Genomic DNA, 20401 nt, shown 5'->3' with positions numbered 1-20401 from the left:
CACCGCACGTCATGGCATTTCCCGTACACCGCAAGGCTTTTGAAGGCTCACCCCTCTATTGACAGGGCGCCAACAGCTGTCCTTACCTGTCCACGCCGGACACAGCCTTCTCGGAAGGAACGCCGTCCCCATGCCGGAGAAGAACATGATCCGTTGGGAACAGGGCTCAGACGGTGTCGTCGTGCTGACCATGGACGACCCCGACCAGCCGGTCAACACGATGAACCGGACGTACATCGACGCAATGGAGGCGGCCGTCGTCCGCCTCGAGGCCGAGCGGGAGAACGTCACCGGGGTCGTCCTCACCTCCGCGAAGAAGAGCTTCTTCGCCGGCGGCGACATCGGTTTCATGAGCAGGGCACGGCCGGAGGACGCCGCCGAGCTGAGTGAGGTGTGCACGGTCCTGAAGTCCCAGCTGCGCAGGCTGGAGACGTTCGGCAGGCCGGTGGCCGCCGCCCTGAACGGCACGGCGCTGGGCGGCGGGTACGAGATCGCGCTCGCCTGCCACCGCCGCATCGCGCTGGACGCCCCGGGCAGCCGCATCGGCCTGCCGGAAGTGACCCTGGGGCTGCTGCCGGGGTGCGGCGGAGTCAGCCGGACCGTCCGGCTCCTGGGACTGGAGCGCGCGCTGGCGGACGTCCTGCTCCGGGGGCAGCGGTACCGGCCGGCGGACGCGCTCGCCAAGGGGCTGGTGCACGAACTGGCCCGGACGCCCGGGGAGATGCTGGCCAGGGCCCGGGAGTGGGTCCTCGCGCATCCCGGGGCCGCGCAGCCGTGGGACCGCCCGGGATACCGGATCCCCGGTGGCGCCCCTTCCCACCCCAGGGTCGCGGCGGCTCTCCCGGCGTACGCGGCCCGCCTGCGCAGGGAGTTGCGGGGGGCGGACCTGCCGGCGCCGCGCAACATCCTCGCGGCCGCGGTCGAGAGCGCGCAGACCGGCTTCGAGACGGGGCAGGGGATCGAGACGAGCTATCTCGTGGAGCTGATGACGGGGCAGGTCGCGAAGAACATGATGGGGGCGCATTCCGACCTGCGGCACATCCGCTCCGGCGGCAGCCGCCCGGCCGGCCACCCGCCCCACGCGGCGCGGAAGGCGGCCGTGCTGGGCGCCGGCATGATGGGCGCGGGGATCGCGTACTCCTGCGCCCGGGGCGGCTTGCGGGTCGTCCTCAAGGACGTGTCGTACGAAGCTGCGCAGAGGGGCAAGGAGTACGCGGGGAGGCTGCTCGCCACAGCCGTGGCCCGGGGGCGGATGTCGCGGGAGGACGCCGACGGGGCCCTCGCGCGGATCACGCCGACCGCCGATCCCGCCGACCTCGCCGGCTGCGACCTGGTCATCGAGGCGGTCTTCGAGGATCCGGCCCTCAAGCGCCGGGTCTTCCGGGAGATCGAGGACATCGTCGCGCCGGACGCCGTCCTGGCGACCAACACCTCCACGCTGCCGGTCACGGGGCTGGCCGAAGGCGTGGGGCGGCCGGAGGACTTCATCGGGCTGCACTTCTTCTCCCCGGTCGACAGGATGCCCCTGCTGGAGATCGTCACCGGCGAGAAGACCGGCGACCGCACCCTGGCGAAGGCCGTCGACATCGCTCGGCAGATCGGCAAGACACCCATCGTCGTCGACGACGGCCGGGGCTTCTTCACGAGCCGTGTCATCGCCGTGTTCCTCGACGAGGCGGTGGCGATGGTCGGCGAGGGCCTGCCGCCCGCCTCCGTGGAGCAGGCCGGCGCCCAGGCCGGCTACCCGGTGCCCCCGCTGCGGCTGCTGGACGAGCTGACGCTGACCCTGCCCCGGACGATCCGCGAGGAGACCAAGGCGGCGGTGCTCGCCGGGGGCGGGCGGTGGCGCCCGCACGGTTCGGAGGCGGTCGTGGACCGCATGATCGACGAGTTCGGCCGGCGCGGGCGCTCCTCGGGCGCCGGCTTCTACGCGTACGCGGAGGACGGCGGGCGCACGGGCCTGTGGCCCGGTCTGTACGAGCACTTCACCGTGGCGGGACGACGGATCCCGTTCGCGGACATGAAGGAGCGGATGCTCTTCGCCGAGGCGCTCGAGGCGGTGCGGTGCCTCGACGACGGCGTGCTGCGGTCGGTGTCCGACGCGAACGCCGGCTCGCTCCTGGGCATCGGCTTCCCCGCGTGGACCGGCGGCGTCCTGCGCTACGTCGACGGCTACGCGGGCGGGCCGTCCGGCTTCGTCGCGCGGGCCAGGGAGCTGGCCGACCGGTACGGGGAGCGGTTCGAGCCGCCCGCTTCGCTGGTGGCCCGGGCCGCGAGGGGCGAACGCTACTCCTGAGCGGGGACAGTGGGGACAGCGGGAACAGTGGGGAGAGTGGGGCCCGGCGGCTCGAGCATCGGGACGAGGAACCGCCGGGCCACCGCGCGCATCTGCTCCTCGTCGTCGACGTCGAGGACGTGGCTCGGGACAACCAGGAACGACGCGGAGACCCGGACCATCATCTCCGCCACGACCTCCACGTCCACGTCGCCGGAGACGGTTCCCGCCTGCTGCTCCCGGCGGAGCCTGCCCGCGAGGAACTGCCGTACGGCGGCCAGCGTACGGCCGCCGTCGCCGGTCATGGACAGCACGACGGCGTCCGGTTCGACGGCCATCAGGCCGCCGATGAGGGGGTTGTGGCGAATGGCCCGCAGCGAGCTCACGAAGCCCAGGACGACCCGGTCCGCGACGGTCTCGGCCCCTTGGATGTCGAGGATGAACCGGTCGAAGTACCGCCGGAACTCGCGCCGTACGACGTGCTCGACCAGCACGTCCTTGGAGGCGAAGCGGCGGTAGACGGTGATCCGGGAGACGCCCGCGAGCCGTGCCACGTCCGCCATCGTGGACCGCTTGATGCCGATCCGCTGGAAGGAGTCGTACGCGGCGTCGAGCACGCGCCTGGTCGTCTCGTCGTCCTGGCCGGCGCCTTCGGCGGCCTCGGTGAACGCGAGCTCCAGCAGCGACGGGGCGTCCGAGGCGCCGCCGAGCGCCGGCAGCGCGGGTTCCACGGTTGCTTTCCCCGAGTCCACGGTCGCCTCCCTGTTCCTGTGTGCGGCCTCTGGCGTTCATGTCCTGTCTGTGCTCCTCTGGGGATACACAGATACACGAAGTGTTTCACCGTATCAGGACTCAGGAGGAGTTCGGAGCGATGGAGGAACTCAGCAGGCGCAGGATGTTGCTCGCGGGCGGGGCATTAGGGGCGCTCGGCGCACTGGGCATGGCGTCACCGGCCCGGGCGCGCACCCTGTGGACGTGGTCGCCGAGCGGTTCGGTGGCGGGGTCGGGCGCGGGCACCGACCCGGAGTGGGTCTGGGACGAGGAGGCCGACCCCCTGCTCGCCGCCGTGATCGACCGCGGCGACGTACCCAAGGTCAACCAGCTCCTGCGGTCCTGGACCCGCAACGACCAGCCACTGCCCGACGGACTCCCGCCGGACCTGCGGGACTTCATGGAGAGGGCACGCCGACTGCCCTCCTGGGCGGACGCGCGCAAGCTGGAGGTCGCGGCCGGCTTCAACGAGACCAGGGGCATCTACCTCAACCTGCTCAACGGGGTGGGCGGCGGCATGCTGAGCACCGCCATCCCGCGGGAGGCGCGCGCCGTCTACTACTCCAAGGGCGGCGCCGACATGGAGGACCGGGTCGCCAAGACGAGCAGGCTGGGGTTCGCCATCGGAGACCTGAACGCCTACCGGCCCGACGGGAAAGTCATCGTGGAGGCCGTCAAGACCCGGCTGGTGCACGCGGCCGTGCGGCACCTGCTGCCCAAGTCACCGGGGTGGTCCCAGACGAGCGGCGGCCAGACGATCCCCATCAGCCAGTCGGACATGCTGGTCACCTGGCACAGCCTGCCCACCTACACCATGCGGAAGCTGATCGAGTGGAAGGTCCCGATCACCCCCGCCGAGTCGGCGGCCTATCTGCACCTGTGGCAGGTCACCGCGCACATGCTCGGCATCCGCGACGAGTACATCCCCGCCACCTGGGACGAGGCCGACGCCCAGTCACGGCAGATCCTCGATCCCGTCCTGGGCCCCACGCGCGAAGGCGTCGAACTGACCGACATCCTGCTGGGCCAGCTCGCCGAACAGACGAGCCCCGGCGGCATCGACCGCCCGCTCGTCAACGCCCTCGCCCGCTACCTGGTCGGCGACCGGGTCGCCGACTGGGACGGCATCCCGCGCGAACCGTTCTGGGAGAAGGCGATCGCGGCCGCCTGGCCGAAGCTGGTGGCCTTCCGGGAGAAGCTCATTCCGCTGCCGCTGGTGCCGCCGCTCGCCTGGACGATCGACGAGGCGGCGCGGCAGTACATCATGTTCTACCTCACCAAGGGGCGGGGCACGCAGATCGAGATCCCCGACACCAACCGCCCCTCCTGACGCACCCCGCTCTCCTGAAGCACACCACCCCCTGGAAGCCCACCCCACGGAACGCGAAGAGGAGTGCACGGCATGGACGAACTCAGCAGGCGCAAGATGTTGCTCGCCGGCGGAGCGTTGGGAGCGCTCGGCGCACTGGGCATGGCGTCACCGGCCCGGGCGCGCACCCTGTGGACGTGGTCGCCGAGCGGTTCGGTGGCGGGGTCGGGCGCGGGCACCGACCCGGAGTGGGTCTGGGACGAGGAGGCCGACCCCCTGCTCGCCGCCGTGATCGACCGCGGCGACGTACCCAAGGTCAACCAGCTCCTGCGGTCCTGGACCCGCAACGACCAGCCACTGCCCGACGGACTCCCGCCGGACCTGCGGGACTTCATGGAGAGGGCACGCCGACTGCCCCCCTGGGCCGAGCAGAGCAAGCTCGACGCGGGGGCCCGGTTCACGAAGAAGAAGGGCATCTACACCGGCGCCCTGTACGGGCTGGGCAGCGGTCTGATGAGCACCGCCATCCCGAGGGAAGCGCGCGCCGTGTATTACTCCAAGGGCGGCGCCGACATGAAGGACCGTGTCGCCAAGACCGCGAAGCTCGGGTACGACGTCGGGGACCTGGACGCCTACCGGCCCTCGGGCTCGATGATCGTGACCGCGGTGAAGACCCGGCTGGTGCACGCGGCCGTGCGGCACCTGCTGCCGAAGTCCCCGGGCTGGTCGCAGACGAGCGGCGGGCAGACCATCCCGATCAGCCAGGCGGACCTGATGGTCACCTGGCACAGCCTGCCGACGTTCGTCATGCGCAAGCTGCTGGAGTGGAAGGTTCCGGTCTCCCGCTCCGAGTCGGACGGCTTCCTGCACGTGTGGCAGGTGACGGCGCACATGCTCGGCATCCTCGACGAGTACATTCCGGCCACCTGGGACGAGGCGAACGCCCAGTCCAAGCACGTCCTCGATCCGGTCCTGGGCCACACCGCCGAAGGCGCCGAACTGGCCGACGTACTGCTCGACATCGTCGCCGAACTCGACGCCGGCCTCACCCGGCCCCTGATCAACGCGTTCTCCCGGTACACGGTCGGCGACCGCATCGGCGACTTGATCGGACTGGACCGCGAGCCCTTCTGGCAGCCCCTGATCGGCGCCGCATGGCCGCTGCTGGTGGCCTTCCGCGAGGGCCTGATCCCCCTGCCGCTGGTTCCGGAGGCCGCCTGGGCCGTGGAGGAGGCACTCCGCAAGTTCGTGCTGCTCTTCCTGTCGGAGGGTCGGGGCATCCAGCTCGAAATCCCCGACGCGAACCGTCCGTTCTGAGCCACACCGGTGCCGCCGGGGCACGGGATCCCGCCGCTCCCCGGCGGAAACGAGTGGCGGGAGGGGAAGATGACGAGATGACGGGTCCTGATCGAACGAGTCACCCCGAGCCCGGTGCGCCCGCGCCTGCGGCTGGGGTTGCGGCTGCACCCTCGCCCGCGCCTGCGGCCGCGCCCGCCCTCGCGAGGCGGCGGTTCCTCGGTTACGTACTGGCCGCGCCGACGCTGGTGACCGCCGCCGAGCTCGGTCCGGCGCCGAGGGCCGCCGCGGCCGAGGCCGCCTCGCCGGCCATCCCCTCACCGGACGTCACGGAACTGGTCGACCTCAACGACGTGATGACCGCGGCGGCTCTGCCGACCTCGCACCTGATCACCGTCGAGGTCAACGCGGACGGCACCGTGTCGTTCGCGCTGCCGCGGGCCGAGGTCGGGCAGGGCATCACCACGTCGACCGCCATGCTGATCGCCGAGGAGATGGACGTTCCGCTGGAGCGGGTACGGGTCACGCTGGCCGACGCCCGCCCGGAGCTCGTGTTCAACCAGCTCACCGGCGGGTCGAACACGACCATCTCCACCTACACCCCGATCCGGGTCGCCGCCGCCCTCGCCCGGGCCCGGCTGCTCCAGGCGGCGGCGAGCGAACTCGGCGCGGCCGTCACCGACCTCACTCTGAAGGCCGGAGTCGTCACCGGCCCGGCGGGCCGGAGCATCGGCATCGGCGACCTGGCCGGGAAAGCGGCGAGCACCGCGACACGGCGGATGTCCGTGGAGCTCAAGCCGCGTGAGCGGTTCACCGTCATCGGCAGGCCGCACAGCCGTGTCGACGCGCTCGCCGCGGTCACCGGGCGCAAGAAGTTCACGATGGACCTCGACGTCCCGGACGCCAAGCCGACCATGGTGTGCCGTCCGCCGACCATCAACGGCAAGGTCGGTTCGGTGGAGAACCTCGACGAGGTCCGCGCCATGCCGGGCGTCACCGATGTCGCGGTCGTCTCCACCGGCGTGGCGGTGCGCGCGGAAACGTTCGGCCAGTGCATCGACGCCGTGCGCGCCCTGCGGGTGTCGTGGAAGCCCGGCACCGCGGAGGGAAAGTCCGACGACTCCGTACGCAAGGAGCTGCAAGCCGCCGAACTGCCGCTCGGGCTGCCGCCGCTGACGCCGACCGTGGAAGGGAAGTTCACCTTCCACTTCCGGAGCAACAGCGCGCTGGAGCCCAACTGCGCGATAGCCGACGTGCGGCCCGACCGCGCCGAGATCTGGTCGAGCCTCAAGGCGCCGATCGTCGCGCAGCAGACCATCGCCGCCAAGCTGAGGCTTCCGACGCACGCGGTCAGGGTGCACGTCACCGAAGGCGGGGGCTCCTTCGGGCGCAAGTTGTTCTTCGACGCCGCGCTGGAAGCCGCCGAGATCTCCCAGCGGATCGGCAAGCCGGTCAAGCTCATGTGGCACCGCGCCGACGACGCCCGCCAGGGGCTCACCCACCCCATGGCCACCTCGCGCGTGCGCGTCGCGTACGCCGGCGACACCGTACTCGGCTACAAGCAGCGGCACACCAGCGTCTCCACCGACTTCGGCCACGGCTTCGGCGAGATCCTCACCGCCATGGCGGCGAGGCTTCCGGTGGGCGACATCGGGTTCTCCGAGACGTTCTTCCAGCTCTCCCAGTCGATGCCGTACGACTTCGGCCCCACCAGCCAGCTCCTGAGCGAAACCGACAAGGGCTTCAACACGGGCAGCATGCGCAACGTCTACTCCCCCGACGTCACCTGCGCCCGCGAGCTCATCGTCGACCGGCTCGCCGCGAAGATGGGCAAGGACCCCTTCCGGTTCCGCCGGGAGTTCCTCCGCGACGACCGCTCCCGGGCGGTGCTGGAGAAGGTCGCCGAGGCCGGGGAGTGGGGCCGGTCCATGCCGGCCGGCACGGCGCAGGGCATCGCGTTCCACTCCGAGTACCACGCCGTCAGCGCCGTACTGGTGGAGATCGACTGCCGGTCCGAGACCGTCGACCGCCCCATCCGCGACGGGGTGGCCGGGCCACGGGTCACCAAGGCGGTCGTCGCCGTGGACGTCGGTCTCGCCGTCAATCCGCTGGGTCTGGAGGCGCAGATGATGGGCTGCGTCATGGACGGCATCGCCCAGACCCTGACGGCCGGCCTCCACCTGCGGGACGGGCACTTCCTGGAGGCCAGCTGGGACAACTACTTCTACACCCGGCAGTGGAACACGCCGCCCGAGTTGCAGGTCATCGTCATGCCGGCCACCACGGAAGAGCCCGGCGGCGCGGGGGAGCTCGGCGTCGCCGCGTCGATGGCCGCGGTCGCCTGCGCCTACGGCCGCGCCACGGGAACCATGCCGACCACGTTCCCCATCAACCACGGCACGCTCTCCTTCACTCCGAAACCGACCGTGCCGCCCATCCCGCAGTCCCCCACCGACGGCCTGGACCACGTCCGCTGACAGCTTGGAGATCACGTGCCGGAGCACACGTTCCGCCTCAACGGGAAGCAGGTCACCGTCGACGTCGCCGACGACATGCGGCTGCTGTGGGTGCTGCGCGACGTCCTGGGCGTCACCGGACCGAAGTACGGGTGCGGCATCAACGTCTGCAAGGCGTGCACGAGCCACCTCAACGGCAGGGCGGTCAACCCGTGCGCGGTCCCCGTCAAGGACCTGGGTCCGACCGACGAGGTGACCACGATCGAAGGGCTTCCGGCCACGGTGGGCGCGGAGCTGCACCCGATGCAGCGGGCGTGGCTGGAGCAGGACGTGGCGCAGTGCGGCTACTGCCAGCCCGGCCAGATCATGGCCGCCGTCGCGCTGGTGCGCCGGGTGGCGGAGGAAGGCCGCGAGGTCACCGAGGAGGACCTCGACTCCCTCCGCAACATCTGCCGGTGCGGCACCTATCCCCGGATCCGCGAGGCGATCAGGACGGCCGCCGCGCAGATGTGAGCGGCCGTGCGCGAGCAGGCGGCACCGGGGTCGGCGCCCCGGTGCCGTGCGGGCGTGAAGGCGCCGCCGGGTCCACCGGCGGCGGTACAACGATGTCACGGCGCCCGGGCGGTGTGAGGCGCGGGAGGCGGGAGCGTCAGCCGCAGTGCTCGCGGGTGGTCTGCCGGCGCGGGCGCGTCTGGGGGCGGGGGGTTTCCCCGGGCGGGGCGGCGTCCGGTTCGAGGAGGCGCCGCTGGGACAGGAGGTAACCCAGCTCGGCCCTGCTGCGGCTCCCCAGTGCTTCGGAGACCTTCCGGATGTGCGTGGAGACGGTACGGGCGCTCACACCCAGCCGGGCCGCGATGGTCTCGTCCGTGTGGCCGGTCACGACCATGCGGAGGACGGTCCTGCGCACGGAGTTGGTGAGTAAGTCGGGACGGTGCTGCTCGGTGGCGAGGGCGATCGGCTCCGCCCGCTCCCACATGTGCTCGAACACCTTGGTGAGGAACTCGATCGCACCGGGGTGCCGGATGGCCAGTGCGGCGCTCTTCCGCTCCGGAGCACCGGGGATGAAGGCGATCGAGCGGTCGCAGATGATGACGCGTTCGAAGATCTCGTCCAGCGTACGGACCTGGGCGCCTTCGGCCAGGACCTGCTCGATGTACGCCAGGGTGGGGCCGTGCGACCGCACACTGTGCTGATAGAGGGTGCGTTGTCGTACCCCCTTCCGTACGAGCGCGAGGTCGCGGGGCAGCGCCTCGGCGAGCAGCGCGGGCGAGCGGCCGCCGCCGGGCTGCGCGGTGAGCAGCTCCTCCTTGCAGGAGCCGACGGCCAGCCGCAGCGCCTCTCCGATGACCTCCTCGCCGCCCAGGTGCTCGATGGGAAGCTCCGCTTGGCGCTGGACCTTTCGATAGACGGCTTCCGCCGTGAGAAAGGAGGAGCGCAGGGCCTCCAGCGTTTTCCGGCGCTGTTCGATGTCACGCTCCACGGGACGCGTGAGCTGCGCCTCCGCGATTTTCGGAGGAACGGGGACGAACAAGTTCTGCCCCCCGGGCAGCGGCCTCAGGAGCCCGCACCGGATGAGGCACCCGGGCACATCGCCCGATACCGTCCCCGTCTCCAGCGCCTCGCGGTACCACCGCAACCCCTCTTCACACAGGCGTACCACTTCGGAAGTTGCCGCTATGTCCGAATGTTGACGCATTTGCCCATCCTTCGTGTTGCCGCAGTTCGCGATCAGGATGGCAGTCAGGCTCGCATCGCCGCCGGAATATGCGCAGGATGGATGTGACGCAAAGAAAGTGGCCGAACGAAAGAGAAGTGACACCTTCCGGAAGCCGGTTCACCGGAATCCGCGCCGGATGTTTCACACTCAGGAACCGCGCACCGTTAAACGTGGAAACAATCACATCGATAAGGTGACGATATGTGTTGGACCGTCAGCGCTGCATACACTTGCTTTTCCGCGCCCACACACCCCACCCCTCACGTGCGGTACGACTCGGCCTGGGGCTGACACACGTAGGCCACAGACCGCGCAATTCGCTATCCGGCCCTTTTTTCCCCTCGATTTCACCTCGATTTGTCTCATCATGTGAGACACATCGAGGTGGCCGCACGTCGGCCGCCCCACGGTCCGCCTTCCCGGGTCTAGTCATGGGCGAGGTCGTCCGGGGCCGACCGGGCGAGGTCGCCCAGGGTCTCGAGGGCGCGCGAAAGGGTACTGGTTCCGGGTGAGGCAAGGCCGAGACGGATAGCGTGCGGGGCGCGGTGACGCCCGACCGAGAACGCCGCGGCGGGGGTCACCGCGATGCCGTGCCGCGCGGCGGCGGCGACGAAGGTGTCGGCACGCCACGGGCGCGGCAGCTCCCACCAACGGTAGTACGAACGGGGATCGCCGCGCGTCACGAAGTCGCCGAGGTGGCGTTCGGCGATCTCCTGCCGTGCCGCGGCCTGCCGCTGCTTGGCCCGTACCAGCGTCCGTACGGTTCCGTCCGCCTGCCACTGGGTCATCGCCTCCAGCGGGAACCGCATGGGCGCCCAGCCGCCCGAGCGCAGCGACGCGGCGACACCGCCCGCGACGGCGGCGGGAGCGACCGCGAACCCGAGGGACAGCCCCGGGGACACCCGCTTGGACAGGCTGTCGACGAGGACCGTCCGCCCGGCCGCACGCGACGCGAGGGGCGGCAACTCGTCCCGCAGGAAAGCCCAGACGGCGTCCTCGATCGCATGGATTCCGCAGGTCAGCAGCGTATCGGCCAGGTGGTCCAGCCGCCGCTCCGACATGGTGAGCGACAGCGGGTTGTGCAGGGTCGGCTGGACGTAGACGGCGTGCAGCGGGCCGGCGCGGTGCGCTTCCTCCACCGCCTCGGGGATGAGCCCGTCCTCGTCCATGGCCAGGGGCACGAGGGTCACCCCGAGCCGGGTGGCGATCGCCTTGAGCACCGGGTACGTCAGCTCCTCGACGCCCAGCCGCGCGCCCGGCCGCGTCAGCGCCGCGACGACCGCCGAGATCGCCTGCCGGCCGCTCCCGGCGAACAGCACCCGCGCCGGGTCGGGGCGCCAGCCGCCGCGCGCCAGCAGATCGGCCGCAGCCTCACGCGCGGCGGCGGTGCCGGCCGGGCCGACCGGCCGCAGCACCGACTCCAGGCTCTCCGGGTGCAGCAGCCTGCCGAGCCCCTCGGCGAGCAACCCCGGCTGCTCGGGGACCACCGGGTAGTTCAGCTCCAAGTCGACGCGACTGTCGGCCGGTTCGGACAGTGCGGGGACGGCGGTCGCGGCGGAGGCCGCGCGCACGAAGGTGCCGCGGCCCACATGACCGACGGTGAGACCCCGGCGGGCGAGCTCCTGATAGACGCGCGTGGCCGTGGAGTTGGCGATGCCGTACTGCTGGGCGAATTCCCGTTGCGCGGGAAGCCGGTCGCCCGTTCTGAGCCGCCCCGCTCTGATCTCCTCCGCCACCGCGTCCGCGACGCTCCGATAGTCCGCCATTGGCCGCACCTCCCGTACCGATCGGCATCGAAGCACAGGATTGCCCTGAGTTCAATATTGCGGATTGAACCGAGGAAAGGATGGAGCTTACACTCGAGTTGCTCCGATGTTTGACTCCGCGGCAGACCGGAAGTGCGCTGAACGGCCGTGAGAATTACCGCAGTTGGAACCAGTAGAGACCAGAGTTGGAGCCGTCGAAGCTTCCCAAGGAAGGAACCTTGAGCCGGTGAGCACCACGGCCCGCACGACCCCGAGCCGGACCGCCCTTCCGCCGCCCCGGTGCGGCCGATGCGAGTTCACGTCCCTGCCGTACGACCGCGAGCGGGCCGCGGGCCTGCTCCTGGAATACGCGGGCCGCTGGCAGCGGGTGCTGGCGCGTCCCGACACCGGACGGCGCTCCAGCGGCGCGCCCGTACGGTCACCGCTCCAGCAGGGCTGCCATGTGCGGGACATGTGCCTCTTGTTCCACCGGCAGATCGACGTGACGCTCGGGGCACCCTCGCCGGCCGCACCGCCGGCTCACCAAGACGAGGACGCGGGCCGCGTCTCCGAAGAACTGGGCAGGGCGGCCGAGGCGTTGGCGGAACGTTTCACGGGGCTGACCGCCGCCGACTGGGAGCACGAGGACCCTCGCCTCCCGGAGCTGCGGCTCACGGTCGACTTCCTCACCCGTCATTTCCTGCACGACATCGTCCACGACCTCTCCGAGGTACTGCGCGGCGCCCACGAGGACCCCTCGGGTGCGGCGGCACATCACGGATTCGCACAGAAAGCGGCGGGCAGCCATGGTTGAGTTGAGCGGAGTACTCGGTGTCGCGATGGTGGCCCTGGGGATGGTGCTCACCCCCGGTCCGAACATGATCTACCTCGTCTCCCGGAGCATCACCCAGGGGCGGCGTGCCGGAGTCGTGTCCCTCGGCGGTGTGGCGGTCGGCTTCGTGGTCTACCTGCTGGCCACGAACCTCGGCCTGTCGGTGGTCTTCATCGCGATACCCGAGCTGTACGTCGCCGTGAAGCTGGCCGGCGCGGCGTACCTCGCCTACCTGGCCTGGAACGCCCTGAAGCCCGGGGGCGTCTCCGTCTTCGCCCCCCAGGACATCCCGCACGACTCGCCGCGCAAGCTGTTCATGATGGGCCTGATGACGAACCTGCTCAACCCGAAGATCGCCATCATGTACCTCGCCCTCATCCCGCAGTTCATCAACCTGGAGGCGGGGCACGTGCTGTTCCAGGGCATCCTGCTCGGCTCCGTGCAGATCGCGGTGGCCCTCACCATCAACCTGACCATCGTCCTGGCGGCCGGAACCATCGCCGTCTTCCTCGCCCGCCGCCCCTCCTGGCTCAAGGTGCAGCGCTACATGATGGGAACGGCACTCGGCCTGCTGGCCGTCTCGGTGGCCATGGACACCTCGGCCCCGGCCAGTTCGAGCTGATCCCGAAGGAGGGCCGCGGTCAGGTGGTGGGCGTGTTCCTGGAGGGAACGGACGCCCACGCCGCCGTGGTTGAGGGCGTCGATGCCCTGGACGGCGGCGGCGAGCGCCTGGACCGTGGTCAGGCACGGGACGCCGCGGGCGACGGCGGCGGTGCGGATCTCGTAGCCGTCGAGACGGCCGCCGGTGCCGTAGGGGGTGTTGACGATCAGGTCGACCTCACCGTCGTGGATCAGACGCACGATGGTCTTCTCCCCGCCGGGTCCTTCACCTTCGGACTGCTTGCGCACGACGGTGGCGTTGATGCCGTTGCGCTTGAGGACCTCGGCGGTACCGGAGGTGGCCAGCAGCTCGAAACCGTGCGCGACCAGCTCACGCGCCGGGAAGATCATCGACCGCTTGTCCCGGTTGGCCACCGAGATGAACGCCCGCCCCTTGGTCGGCAGTGGACCATACGCGCCGGCCTGCGACTTCGCGTAAGCGGTGCCGAAGACGGCGTCGATGCCCATGACCTCACCGGTCGAGCGCATCTCCGGGCCCAGGACGGTGTCCACACCCTGGCCCTGGACGTCGCGGAAGCGCGACCACGGCATCACGGCCTCCTTGACGGAGATCGGCGCGTCCAGCGGCAGGGTGCCACCGTCGCCGGTCTTCGGCAGCAGGCCCTCGGCGCGCAGCTCCGCGATCGTCGCTCCCAGGGAGATGCGGGCGGCGGCCTTCGCCAACGGCACCGCGGTCGCCTTCGAGGTGAAGGGCACCGTGCGCGAGGCGCGGGGGTTGGCTTCCAGGACGTAGAGGATGTCGCCGGCCATCGCGAACTGGATGTTGATCAGGCCGCGTACGCCGACGCCGCGCGCGATGGCTTCGGTGGAGGCGCGCAGGCGCTTGATGTCGTGCCCGCCCAGGGTGATGGGGGGCAGGGCGCAGGCGGAGTCACCGGAGTGGATACCGGCTTCCTCGATGTGCTCCATCACGCCGCCGAGGTAGAGCTCGGTACCGTCGTACAGCGCGTCGACATCGATCTCGATCGCATCGTCCAGGAAGCGGTCGACCAGGACCGGGCGGGTCGGGGAGATCTCGGTGGACTCGGCGATGTACGCCTCCAGGCGCGCCTCGTCGTACACGATCTCCATGCCGCGCCCACCCAGCACGTAGGAGGGGCGCACCAGGACGGGGTAGCCGATCTCGTCGGCGATCGCCTTCGCCTCCGCGAACGTGGTCGCCGTACCGTGCTTCGGCGCCGGCAGCCCCGCCTCGTGCAGGACCCGGCCGAACGCGCCGCGGTCCTCAGCGGCATGGATGGCTTCCGGGGAGGTGCCGACGACCGGTACGCCGTTGTCCTTCAGCGCCTGGGCCAGACCCAGCGGCGTCTGGCCGCCGAGCTGGACCACGACACCGGCGATGGGGCCGGCGAGGGACTCGGCGTGGACGATCTCCAGCACGTCCTCGAGCGTCAGCGGCTCGAAATACAGGCGGTCGGAGGTGTCGTAGTCCGTCGAGACCGTCTCCGGGTTGCAGTTGACCATCACCGTCTCGTAGCCCGCCTCCGACAGGGCGAAGGAGGCGTGGACGCAGGAGTAGTCGAACTCGATACCCTGCCCGATGCGGTTCGGGCCGGAGCCCAGGATGATCACGGCGGGCTTCTCCCGCGGCGCGACCTCGCTCTCCTCGTCGTAGGAGGAGTAGAAGTACGGCGTCTTCGCCGCGAACTCCGCCGCACAGGTGTCGACCGTCTTGTAGACCGGGCGGACGCCGAGGGCGTGGCGGACCTCGCGGACGACGTCCTCACGCAGGCCGCGGATCTCGGCGATTTGAAGGTCCGAGAAGCCGTGGCGCTTCGCGTACGCAAGCAGGGACGGGGTGAGCTCGCCGGCAGCCGCCAGTTCCCCGGCCACCTCGTGGATCAGGAAGAGCTGGTCGACGAACCACGGGTCGATCTTCGTCGCGTCGAAGACCTCCTCCGGGGTGGCACCCGCACGGATCGCCTGCATGACCGTGTTGATCCGGCCGTCAGTAGGCCGCTGGGCCTCCTGAAGAAGGGCGGCACACTCTCCCGGCTCCCCCACGAACGTGAACTGGCTGCCCTTCTTCTCCAGCGACCGCAGCGCCTTCTGCAGCGCCTCGGTGAAGTTGCGGCCAATCGCCATCGCCTCGCCGACCGACTTCATCGTGGTCGTCAGCGTGGAGTCCGCGGACGGGAACTTCTCGAACGCGAACCGCGGCGCCTTCACCACCACGTAGTCGAGCGTCGGCTCGAACGACGCCGGAGTCTTCTCCGTGATGTCGTTCGGGATCTCGTCCAGGGTGTAGCCGACGGCGAGACGGGCCGCGATCTTCGCGATCGGGAAACCAGTCGCCTTCGACGCCAGCGCGGAGGAGCGCGAGACGCGCGGGTTCATCTCGATGACGATGACCCGGCCATCGACCGGGTTGACGGCGAACTGGATGTTGCAGCCACCGGTGTCGACACCGACCTCGCGGATGATCGCGATACCGACATCACGCAAGATCTGGTACTCGCGGTCGGTCAGGGTCATCGCCGGGGCGACGGTGATCGAGTCACCGGTGTGCACGCCCATCGGGTCGAAGTTCTCAATCGAGCACACGACCACGACGTTGTCGTGCTTGTCGCGCATCAGCTCCAGCTCGTACTCCTTCCACCCCAGGATCGACTCCTCCAGGAGCACCTCGGTGGTCGGCGAGAGGGTCAGGCCCTGCCCTGCGATGCGGCGCAGTTCTTCTTCGTTGTGGGCGAAGCCGGAGCCGGCGCCGCCCATGGTGAAGGAGGGGCGCACGACGACGGGGTAGCCGCCGAGGGTGTCGACGCCCTTGAGGACGTCGTCCATGGAGTGGCAGATCACCGAGCGGGCCGACTCACCGTGGCCGATCTTGGCGCGGACGGCCTCGACGACGCCCTTGAACAGGTCGCGGTCCTCGCCCTTGTGGATCGCCTCCACGTTGGCGCCGATCAGCTCCACGCCGTACTTCTCCAGCACACCCTGCTCGTGCATGGAGATCGCCGTGTTCAGCGCGGTCTGACCACCCAGGGTGGGCAGCAGGGCGTCGGGGCGTTCCTTGGCGATGATCTTCTCGACGAACTCGGGGGTGATCGGTTCGACGTAGGTGGCGTCGGCGATCTCCGGGTCGGTCATGATCGTCGCGGGGTTGGAGTTGACCAGGATGACCCGCAGGCCCTCCGCCTTCAGCACGCGGCACGCCTGGGTGCCGGAGTAGTCGAACTCGGCGGCCTGGCCGATCACGATCGGGCCGGAGCCGATGACCAGGACGGACTGGATATCGGTGCGCTTAGGCACGCTCGGCCTCCATCAGGGATACAAAACGGTCGAACAGATACGCGGCGTCGTGCGGTCCGGCCGCCGCCTCCGGGTGGTACTGCACACTGAAAGCCGGCTGATCCAGCAACTGCAGGCCCTCCACCACGTTGTCGTTCAAACACACGTGGGAGACCTCGGCGCGGCCGAAGGGGGTGTCGGACGGCTTGTCCAGCGGCGCGTCCACGGCGAAGCCGTGATTGTGCGCGGTGACCTCGACCTTCCCCGTCGTACGGTCCTGCACCGGCTGATTGACCCCGCGGTGCCCGTACTTCAACTTGTAGGTGCCGAACCCCAGCGCGCGGCCCAGAATCTGGTTACCGAAGCAGATACCGAACAACGGCGTCTTCCGCTCCAACACCGCCCGCATCAAAGCCACCGGATGGTCGGCGGTAGCAGGGTCACCGGGGCCGTTGGAGAAGAACACACCATCCGGACTGACCGCGTACACATCCTCCGCGGTCGCGGTGGCGGGCAGCACATGCACCTCGATGCCACGCTCGGCCATCCGGTGCGGGGTCATCCCCTTGATACCGAGGTCGATCGCGGCGACAGTGAACCTCTTCTCACCGATCGCCGGCACGACATACGGCTCACTCGTCGCCACCTCGGCCGACAGGTTCGCGCCCTTCATCTGCGGCTGCGCCAGCACCCTGGCCAGCATGTCGGCGTCCCCGACGATCGCGTCACCGGAGAAAATGCCCACCCGCATGGCGCCGCGCTCCCGCAGATGCCGGGTCAGAGCACGGGTGTCGATGTCGCTGATACCCACCACACCCTGAGCCGCGAGCTCCTCGTCCAGCGTCCGCGTAGCGCGCCAGCTCGACGTGACACGGGCAGGATCCCGCACCACATAACCCGACACCCAGATCCTCTTCGACTCCGGGTCCTCGTCATTCACACCCGTGTTACCGACGTGCGGCGCCGTCATCACCACCACCTGCCGGTGATACGACGGATCGGTCAGCGTCTCCTGATAACCGGTCATACCGGTGTTGAAAACCGCCTCACCAAACGTCTCCCCCACCGCGCCGTAAGCCCGCCCCCGGAAACTCCGCCCGTCCTCCAGAACAAGCACCGCGACGCGAGGGCCCCCCGCCCTCGCCATGCCGCCGGTCATCGATCCAGTCCGCAGGCCACGCGTGCTGCTCGCTCCGGGGTGCACTCCAGGCGGAACTGGGCCGCTGTCCTGAGGACGGCCTTCTCCACGTCTCCGCTCGATCCGCCGCGGAACCGGAACCGGGCGCCCACGTGCTCGTATCCGCCCACCCGGGGGACGACCTGCCCCACCGCCGGGATCACGGACGCGTACGGGCCCTCCTCGGGGGTCGGGGGTTCGGGCAGCTCCCACGCCGTCACGCGGCAGGGGGCCGGAACGGGTGACGGCACGAGCAGCCAGCCGCCGGTGCGCCAGTGGGCCGGTACGGGGAGGTCGGGGCGGCGGCCGAGCTGGATGTCGACGGCGGCGTGCATCAGGTCGATGCCGTGGACCTCCCGCCAGACGAACGGGATCTCCGCGCCGCCGACCCGGTAGCCCGCCTCCAGGAACCGGATGGAGGGCGTGCCGTCGGCGGACGTACCGACGAAGGCCTCCAGGTGGAAGACCCACGGTTCCGGGCCTAGCGCGCTCGCGGCCCGGGCCGTGAACGCGGCGAGCGGGGTGAGGAGGTGGGGGTCGTCGACCTCGACGGAGCCGAGGGCCTCACCCTGGGTGAAGTCCACGCAGGTGTTGACGTACCGGGAGGCCCGCCAGGGGCCGAGCTCCTCGCCGGTCCAGAGGCCGTCGATGTGGAAGATCTGGTCGCCGCAGAAAGCCTGCACGAGGCGCGGCTCCGGTGGTGAGGTGCGCAGCAGCGGCAGGTCGGCCGGGGAGTCGAGGCGTACGACGCCCCGGCTGGCGGTGCCCTTGCGCGGCTTGACCACCACGGGCCAGCCGTGGCGCTCGGCGAAGGCCAGGACGGCGGCCTCGTCGGGGGCGTCCGCGAAGGCGGGGGCCGGTATTCCGGCCTCGGCGATCACCTGGTTCATGGTGAGCTTGTCGCGGAAGCGGGCCAGCGGGCCGGGGGTCTGGCCGGCGCAGCCGAGTCGTTCGCGTACGAGTGCGGCGGTGTCGAGGTCGCCTTCGTTGAGGGCCACCACCCGCTCGGGGTCGCCGAAGTGGGTGCGCAGGTCGGTCACCGCCTGCCAGACGGCGTCGAGGTCGTCGGTGGCGGGGACCACGCGGGCGGCCGCGGCGCCGACGGGCACGGAGGGGAGGGCCAGTTCCGTGGTCACGTAAGTGACCCGGTGGGTGCGGTGGTCGAGGTAGTCGTCGTACCGGGCGTGCTGGTCGCGCCAGCGGTGGATGACGACGATGTGCCGGCTCATGCCCGCTCCGTCCCGTTGGCCGCCATGTCCCGGATCCGGCCCACCGCGAAGGTCGCCGAGACCACCGCGGCACGGGCCGAGCCGAGCGCGCCCCGCGCCGCGTCGAGATCGCCGTCGGGGAGCTGGCCCACGATGTCGGTCGCGCAGTCGATCAGGTGGAGCGCGGCGCGGGCGAGGGGCTGATCACCGCTGTACTGCTCCTCGACGAGCCGGCGGACGGTGTTCAGCTGGGCGACGGGGTCCGGCAGGGAGCCCTCCGCCAGGACGGGGGAAGTGATCGTGTTCATGGTGATTCCATCCCAGGAGGCGTTCAGAGGGGTTGAGGAGGGGGAGGAGCGGGACGCCTTGCCCTGCCGGGCAGACCGGCAGACCGGCAGACCGGCAGGGCAAGGAGGGGCGGGCGTCCGGCAGGTGGTGCGGCCTCAGCTCGTCTTGAAGCGGATGCGGTCGTTGACGACCTCGCACTTGGCGACCGCGTCGTCGGCGTCGCGCCCGGAGGCGATGACGTAGCCGGAGACGCAGTCGGCGACGGTGAGCAGCGGGGGTACGGTCTCGCCGACGTCCTTGCCGATCACGGCGGCCACCTCGGTGTCCATGAACTCGTCCAGGTAGGGCAGGAAGACGTACAGCTTCTCGCCCTTGGGGACGCGCCGGATCTCATCGGCCGCGTCGTCGTCGACCTCGATCGCGTCGATGGTGCCCGGTTCGGGGGTGAAGAACCGGACCGCCGCCCCGCCCAGCGGCTCGGGCGAGGTCTGCGGCAGCTCGTCGATGCCGAGGGGGACGGTGAGGAACATCCGGTTGAGGTTGAGTCCGAAGGCGCGGCGCACGAGCTCGGGCGCGCCGCTGCCGGCCAGCCGGGCGTGTGATTCGAGGACGCGCGGGCCCTTCTCGGTGAGGACGAACTCGCTGTGCGAGGGGCCTTCGGTGAGGCCGACGGCGTCCAGCAGCTTCGGGGTCAGCTCGCGGAGTTCGGCGAGCCAGGGCAGGGCGTAGCGGCTGGGGGTGGAGACCTCCCACTCGACGTACCGGTCGTTCATGCGGTACTCGGAGTAGCCGATGGTGAGGTGCCGGCCCTCGTACGAGAAGGAGTCCACGCTGACGACGGGGCCGTCCAGGTACTCCTCGGCGATGATCTTCGAGATGCCCGCCTCGCGCAGTGCCTCCCAGGCCCTCTGGGCGTCCTCGGGTCCGTCGACGGGGTGGATGTGGAGGCTGGCCACGCCGTCCACCGGCTTGACGATGATGCGCTCACCGACCTCGGCCCGGAAGGCCGCGATCTCGTCGGCGCTGTTCACCATGCGGTAGCGCACGGGGCTGAGTCCGTGCCGGTCCAGCAGCTCCCGGGTGAGCGCTTTGTCCTTGAGGGCGCGGGCGGTGGCCTCGGTGACGCCGGGCAGGCCGAGGGAGTCCACGACGAAGCCGGTGGACTCGGCCGCCGGTTCGGTGGTGGTGAGGACGCGGTCGAAGGGGCGCTCGTCGTGCAGCGGCTTCAGTACGTCGAGGATGGCCTGCCCGTCGTCGAGGGGGGCGTGCACGATGCGCTCGCAGTGCTGGGCCACGGCCACGTCATAGGCGCCCTCCTCGTGGACGAGGACGACGTCGATGCCGAGTTCCTTGGCACCCGCGACCGGTGCCGGCCGACCGCCGATGACTGCCACGCGGTACTTGCCCATGGGATT

At 70.3% G+C, this 20401-nt stretch carries 15 protein-coding genes; 7 read left to right on the top strand and 8 right to left on the bottom strand.

Annotated features, from left to right (window positions below):
* The first annotated feature begins 130 nt into the window (after positions 1 to 130).
* On the top strand, positions 131 to 2296 hold the full coding sequence (locus ACIRNI_RS20925; RefSeq protein WP_403553055.1) for a 3-hydroxyacyl-CoA dehydrogenase NAD-binding domain-containing protein: 2166 nt from the start codon (positions 131 to 133) through the stop codon (positions 2294 to 2296).
* Here the strand turns inward: ACIRNI_RS20925 and ACIRNI_RS20920 are convergent.
* A complete protein-coding gene (locus ACIRNI_RS20920) occupies positions 2287 to 3006 on the bottom strand; it encodes a TetR/AcrR family transcriptional regulator (protein WP_403553053.1) in 720 nt (239 codons plus the stop codon). The genes ACIRNI_RS20925 and ACIRNI_RS20920 overlap by 10 nt on opposite strands.
* 140 nt (positions 3007 to 3146) lie before the next feature.
* Between ACIRNI_RS20920 and ACIRNI_RS20915 the strand changes: the two genes are divergently transcribed.
* The 4 genes from ACIRNI_RS20915 to ACIRNI_RS20900 all read left to right on the top strand — a co-directional run bounded on the left by ACIRNI_RS20915 (position 3147) and on the right by ACIRNI_RS20900 (position 8620).
* A complete protein-coding gene (locus ACIRNI_RS20915; protein WP_403553051.1) occupies positions 3147 to 4376 on the top strand; it encodes an oxygenase MpaB family protein in 1230 nt (409 codons plus the stop codon).
* A 72-nt stretch (positions 4377 to 4448) separates the two neighbouring features.
* Positions 4449 to 5672 carry an oxygenase MpaB family protein gene (locus tag ACIRNI_RS20910; RefSeq protein WP_403553049.1) on the top strand — a complete coding sequence of 408 codons (1224 nt, stop codon included), beginning with the start codon at positions 4449 to 4451 and terminating at the stop codon, positions 5670 to 5672.
* A gap of 77 nt (positions 5673 to 5749) precedes the next feature.
* Complete coding sequence (locus ACIRNI_RS20905; protein ID WP_403553047.1) at positions 5750 to 8128, top strand: molybdopterin cofactor-binding domain-containing protein; 2379 nt, start codon at positions 5750 to 5752, stop codon at positions 8126 to 8128.
* Between the two features lie 15 nt (positions 8129 to 8143).
* Positions 8144 to 8620 carry a (2Fe-2S)-binding protein gene (locus ACIRNI_RS20900; RefSeq protein ID WP_403553045.1) on the top strand — a complete coding sequence of 159 codons (477 nt, stop codon included), beginning with the start codon at positions 8144 to 8146 and terminating at the stop codon, positions 8618 to 8620.
* Between the two features lie 136 nt (positions 8621 to 8756).
* On the opposite strand, the gene ACIRNI_RS20895 is transcribed toward ACIRNI_RS20900, so the two are convergent.
* Positions 8757 to 9587 carry a LuxR C-terminal-related transcriptional regulator gene (locus ACIRNI_RS20895; protein ID WP_403553043.1) on the bottom strand — a complete coding sequence of 277 codons (831 nt, stop codon included), beginning with the start codon at positions 9585 to 9587 and terminating at the stop codon, positions 8757 to 8759.
* A 662-nt stretch (positions 9588 to 10249) separates the two neighbouring features.
* Positions 10250 to 11590 carry a PLP-dependent aminotransferase family protein gene (locus ACIRNI_RS20890; RefSeq protein WP_403553041.1) on the bottom strand — a complete coding sequence of 447 codons (1341 nt, stop codon included), beginning with the start codon at positions 11588 to 11590 and terminating at the stop codon, positions 10250 to 10252.
* Between the two features lie 226 nt (positions 11591 to 11816).
* Here ACIRNI_RS20890 and ACIRNI_RS20885 point away from each other — a divergent pair, with 226 nt between their 5' ends.
* A complete protein-coding gene (locus ACIRNI_RS20885) occupies positions 11817 to 12383 on the top strand; it encodes a hypothetical protein (protein WP_403553039.1) in 567 nt (188 codons plus the stop codon).
* On the top strand, positions 12376 to 13023 hold the full coding sequence (locus ACIRNI_RS20880; protein WP_356647993.1) for a LysE family translocator: 648 nt from the start codon (positions 12376 to 12378) through the stop codon (positions 13021 to 13023). Before ACIRNI_RS20885 ends, ACIRNI_RS20880 begins: the two co-directional genes overlap by 8 nt.
* Here the strand turns inward: ACIRNI_RS20880 and carB are convergent.
* The 5 genes from carB to ACIRNI_RS20855 form a co-directional block, all read right to left on the bottom strand.
* Positions 12945 to 16334: a carbamoyl-phosphate synthase large subunit gene (gene carB, locus ACIRNI_RS20875; RefSeq protein ID WP_403553037.1), complete on the bottom strand. Its 3390-nt coding sequence runs from the start codon at positions 16332 to 16334 to the stop codon at positions 12945 to 12947. The two genes, ACIRNI_RS20880 and carB, sit on opposite strands and share 79 nt — an antisense overlap.
* Positions 16327 to 17472 (bottom strand): glutamine-hydrolyzing carbamoyl-phosphate synthase small subunit, encoded by a 1146-nt coding sequence (carA, locus tag ACIRNI_RS20870; protein ID WP_403553035.1) that lies wholly within the window; start codon positions 17470 to 17472, stop codon positions 16327 to 16329. Before carA ends, carB begins: the two co-directional genes overlap by 8 nt.
* Positions 17469 to 18719: an acetyl-CoA carboxylase biotin carboxylase subunit family protein gene (locus ACIRNI_RS20865; RefSeq protein ID WP_403553033.1), complete on the bottom strand. Its 1251-nt coding sequence runs from the start codon at positions 18717 to 18719 to the stop codon at positions 17469 to 17471. The genes carA and ACIRNI_RS20865 overlap by 4 nt, the downstream gene beginning before the upstream one ends.
* On the bottom strand, positions 18716 to 19006 hold the full coding sequence (locus ACIRNI_RS20860; RefSeq protein WP_355360508.1) for a hypothetical protein: 291 nt from the start codon (positions 19004 to 19006) through the stop codon (positions 18716 to 18718). The genes ACIRNI_RS20865 and ACIRNI_RS20860 overlap by 4 nt, the downstream gene beginning before the upstream one ends.
* A 135-nt stretch (positions 19007 to 19141) precedes the next feature.
* Positions 19142 to 20395: an ATP-grasp domain-containing protein gene (locus ACIRNI_RS20855; RefSeq protein WP_403553031.1), complete on the bottom strand. Its 1254-nt coding sequence runs from the start codon at positions 20393 to 20395 to the stop codon at positions 19142 to 19144.
* Positions 20396 to 20401 lie beyond the last annotated feature (6 nt).

It is taken from the genome of Streptomyces sp. NPDC093546, assembly GCF_044765045.1.
Lineage (GTDB): Bacteria > Actinomycetota > Actinomycetes > Streptomycetales > Streptomycetaceae > Streptomyces.
This window is presented reverse-complemented; position numbering and strand designations above follow the sequence as displayed.

Coding starts and splice junctions, on each gene's coding strand:
- ACIRNI_RS20925 (WP_403553055.1), top strand. CDS start 131: ATGCCGGAGAAGAACATGATCCGTTGGGAACAGGGCTCAGACGGTGTC.
- ACIRNI_RS20915 (WP_403553051.1), top strand. CDS start 3,147: ATGGAGGAACTCAGCAGGCGCAGGATGTTGCTCGCGGGCGGGGCATTA.
- ACIRNI_RS20910 (WP_403553049.1), top strand. CDS start 4,449: ATGGACGAACTCAGCAGGCGCAAGATGTTGCTCGCCGGCGGAGCGTTG.
- ACIRNI_RS20905 (WP_403553047.1), top strand. CDS start 5,750: ATGACGGGTCCTGATCGAACGAGTCACCCCGAGCCCGGTGCGCCCGCG.
- ACIRNI_RS20890 (WP_403553041.1), bottom strand. CDS start 11,590: ATGGCGGACTATCGGAGCGTCGCGGACGCGGTGGCGGAGGAGATCAGA.
- ACIRNI_RS20880 (WP_356647993.1), top strand. CDS start 12,376: ATGGTTGAGTTGAGCGGAGTACTCGGTGTCGCGATGGTGGCCCTGGGG.
- carA (WP_403553035.1), bottom strand. CDS start 17,472: ATGACCGGCGGCATGGCGAGGGCGGGGGGCCCTCGCGTCGCGGTGCTT.
- ACIRNI_RS20865 (WP_403553033.1), bottom strand. CDS start 18,719: ATGAGCCGGCACATCGTCGTCATCCACCGCTGGCGCGACCAGCACGCC.
- ACIRNI_RS20860 (WP_355360508.1), bottom strand. CDS start 19,006: ATGAACACGATCACTTCCCCCGTCCTGGCGGAGGGCTCCCTGCCGGAC.
- ACIRNI_RS20855 (WP_403553031.1), bottom strand. CDS start 20,395: ATGGGCAAGTACCGCGTGGCAGTCATCGGCGGTCGGCCGGCACCGGTC.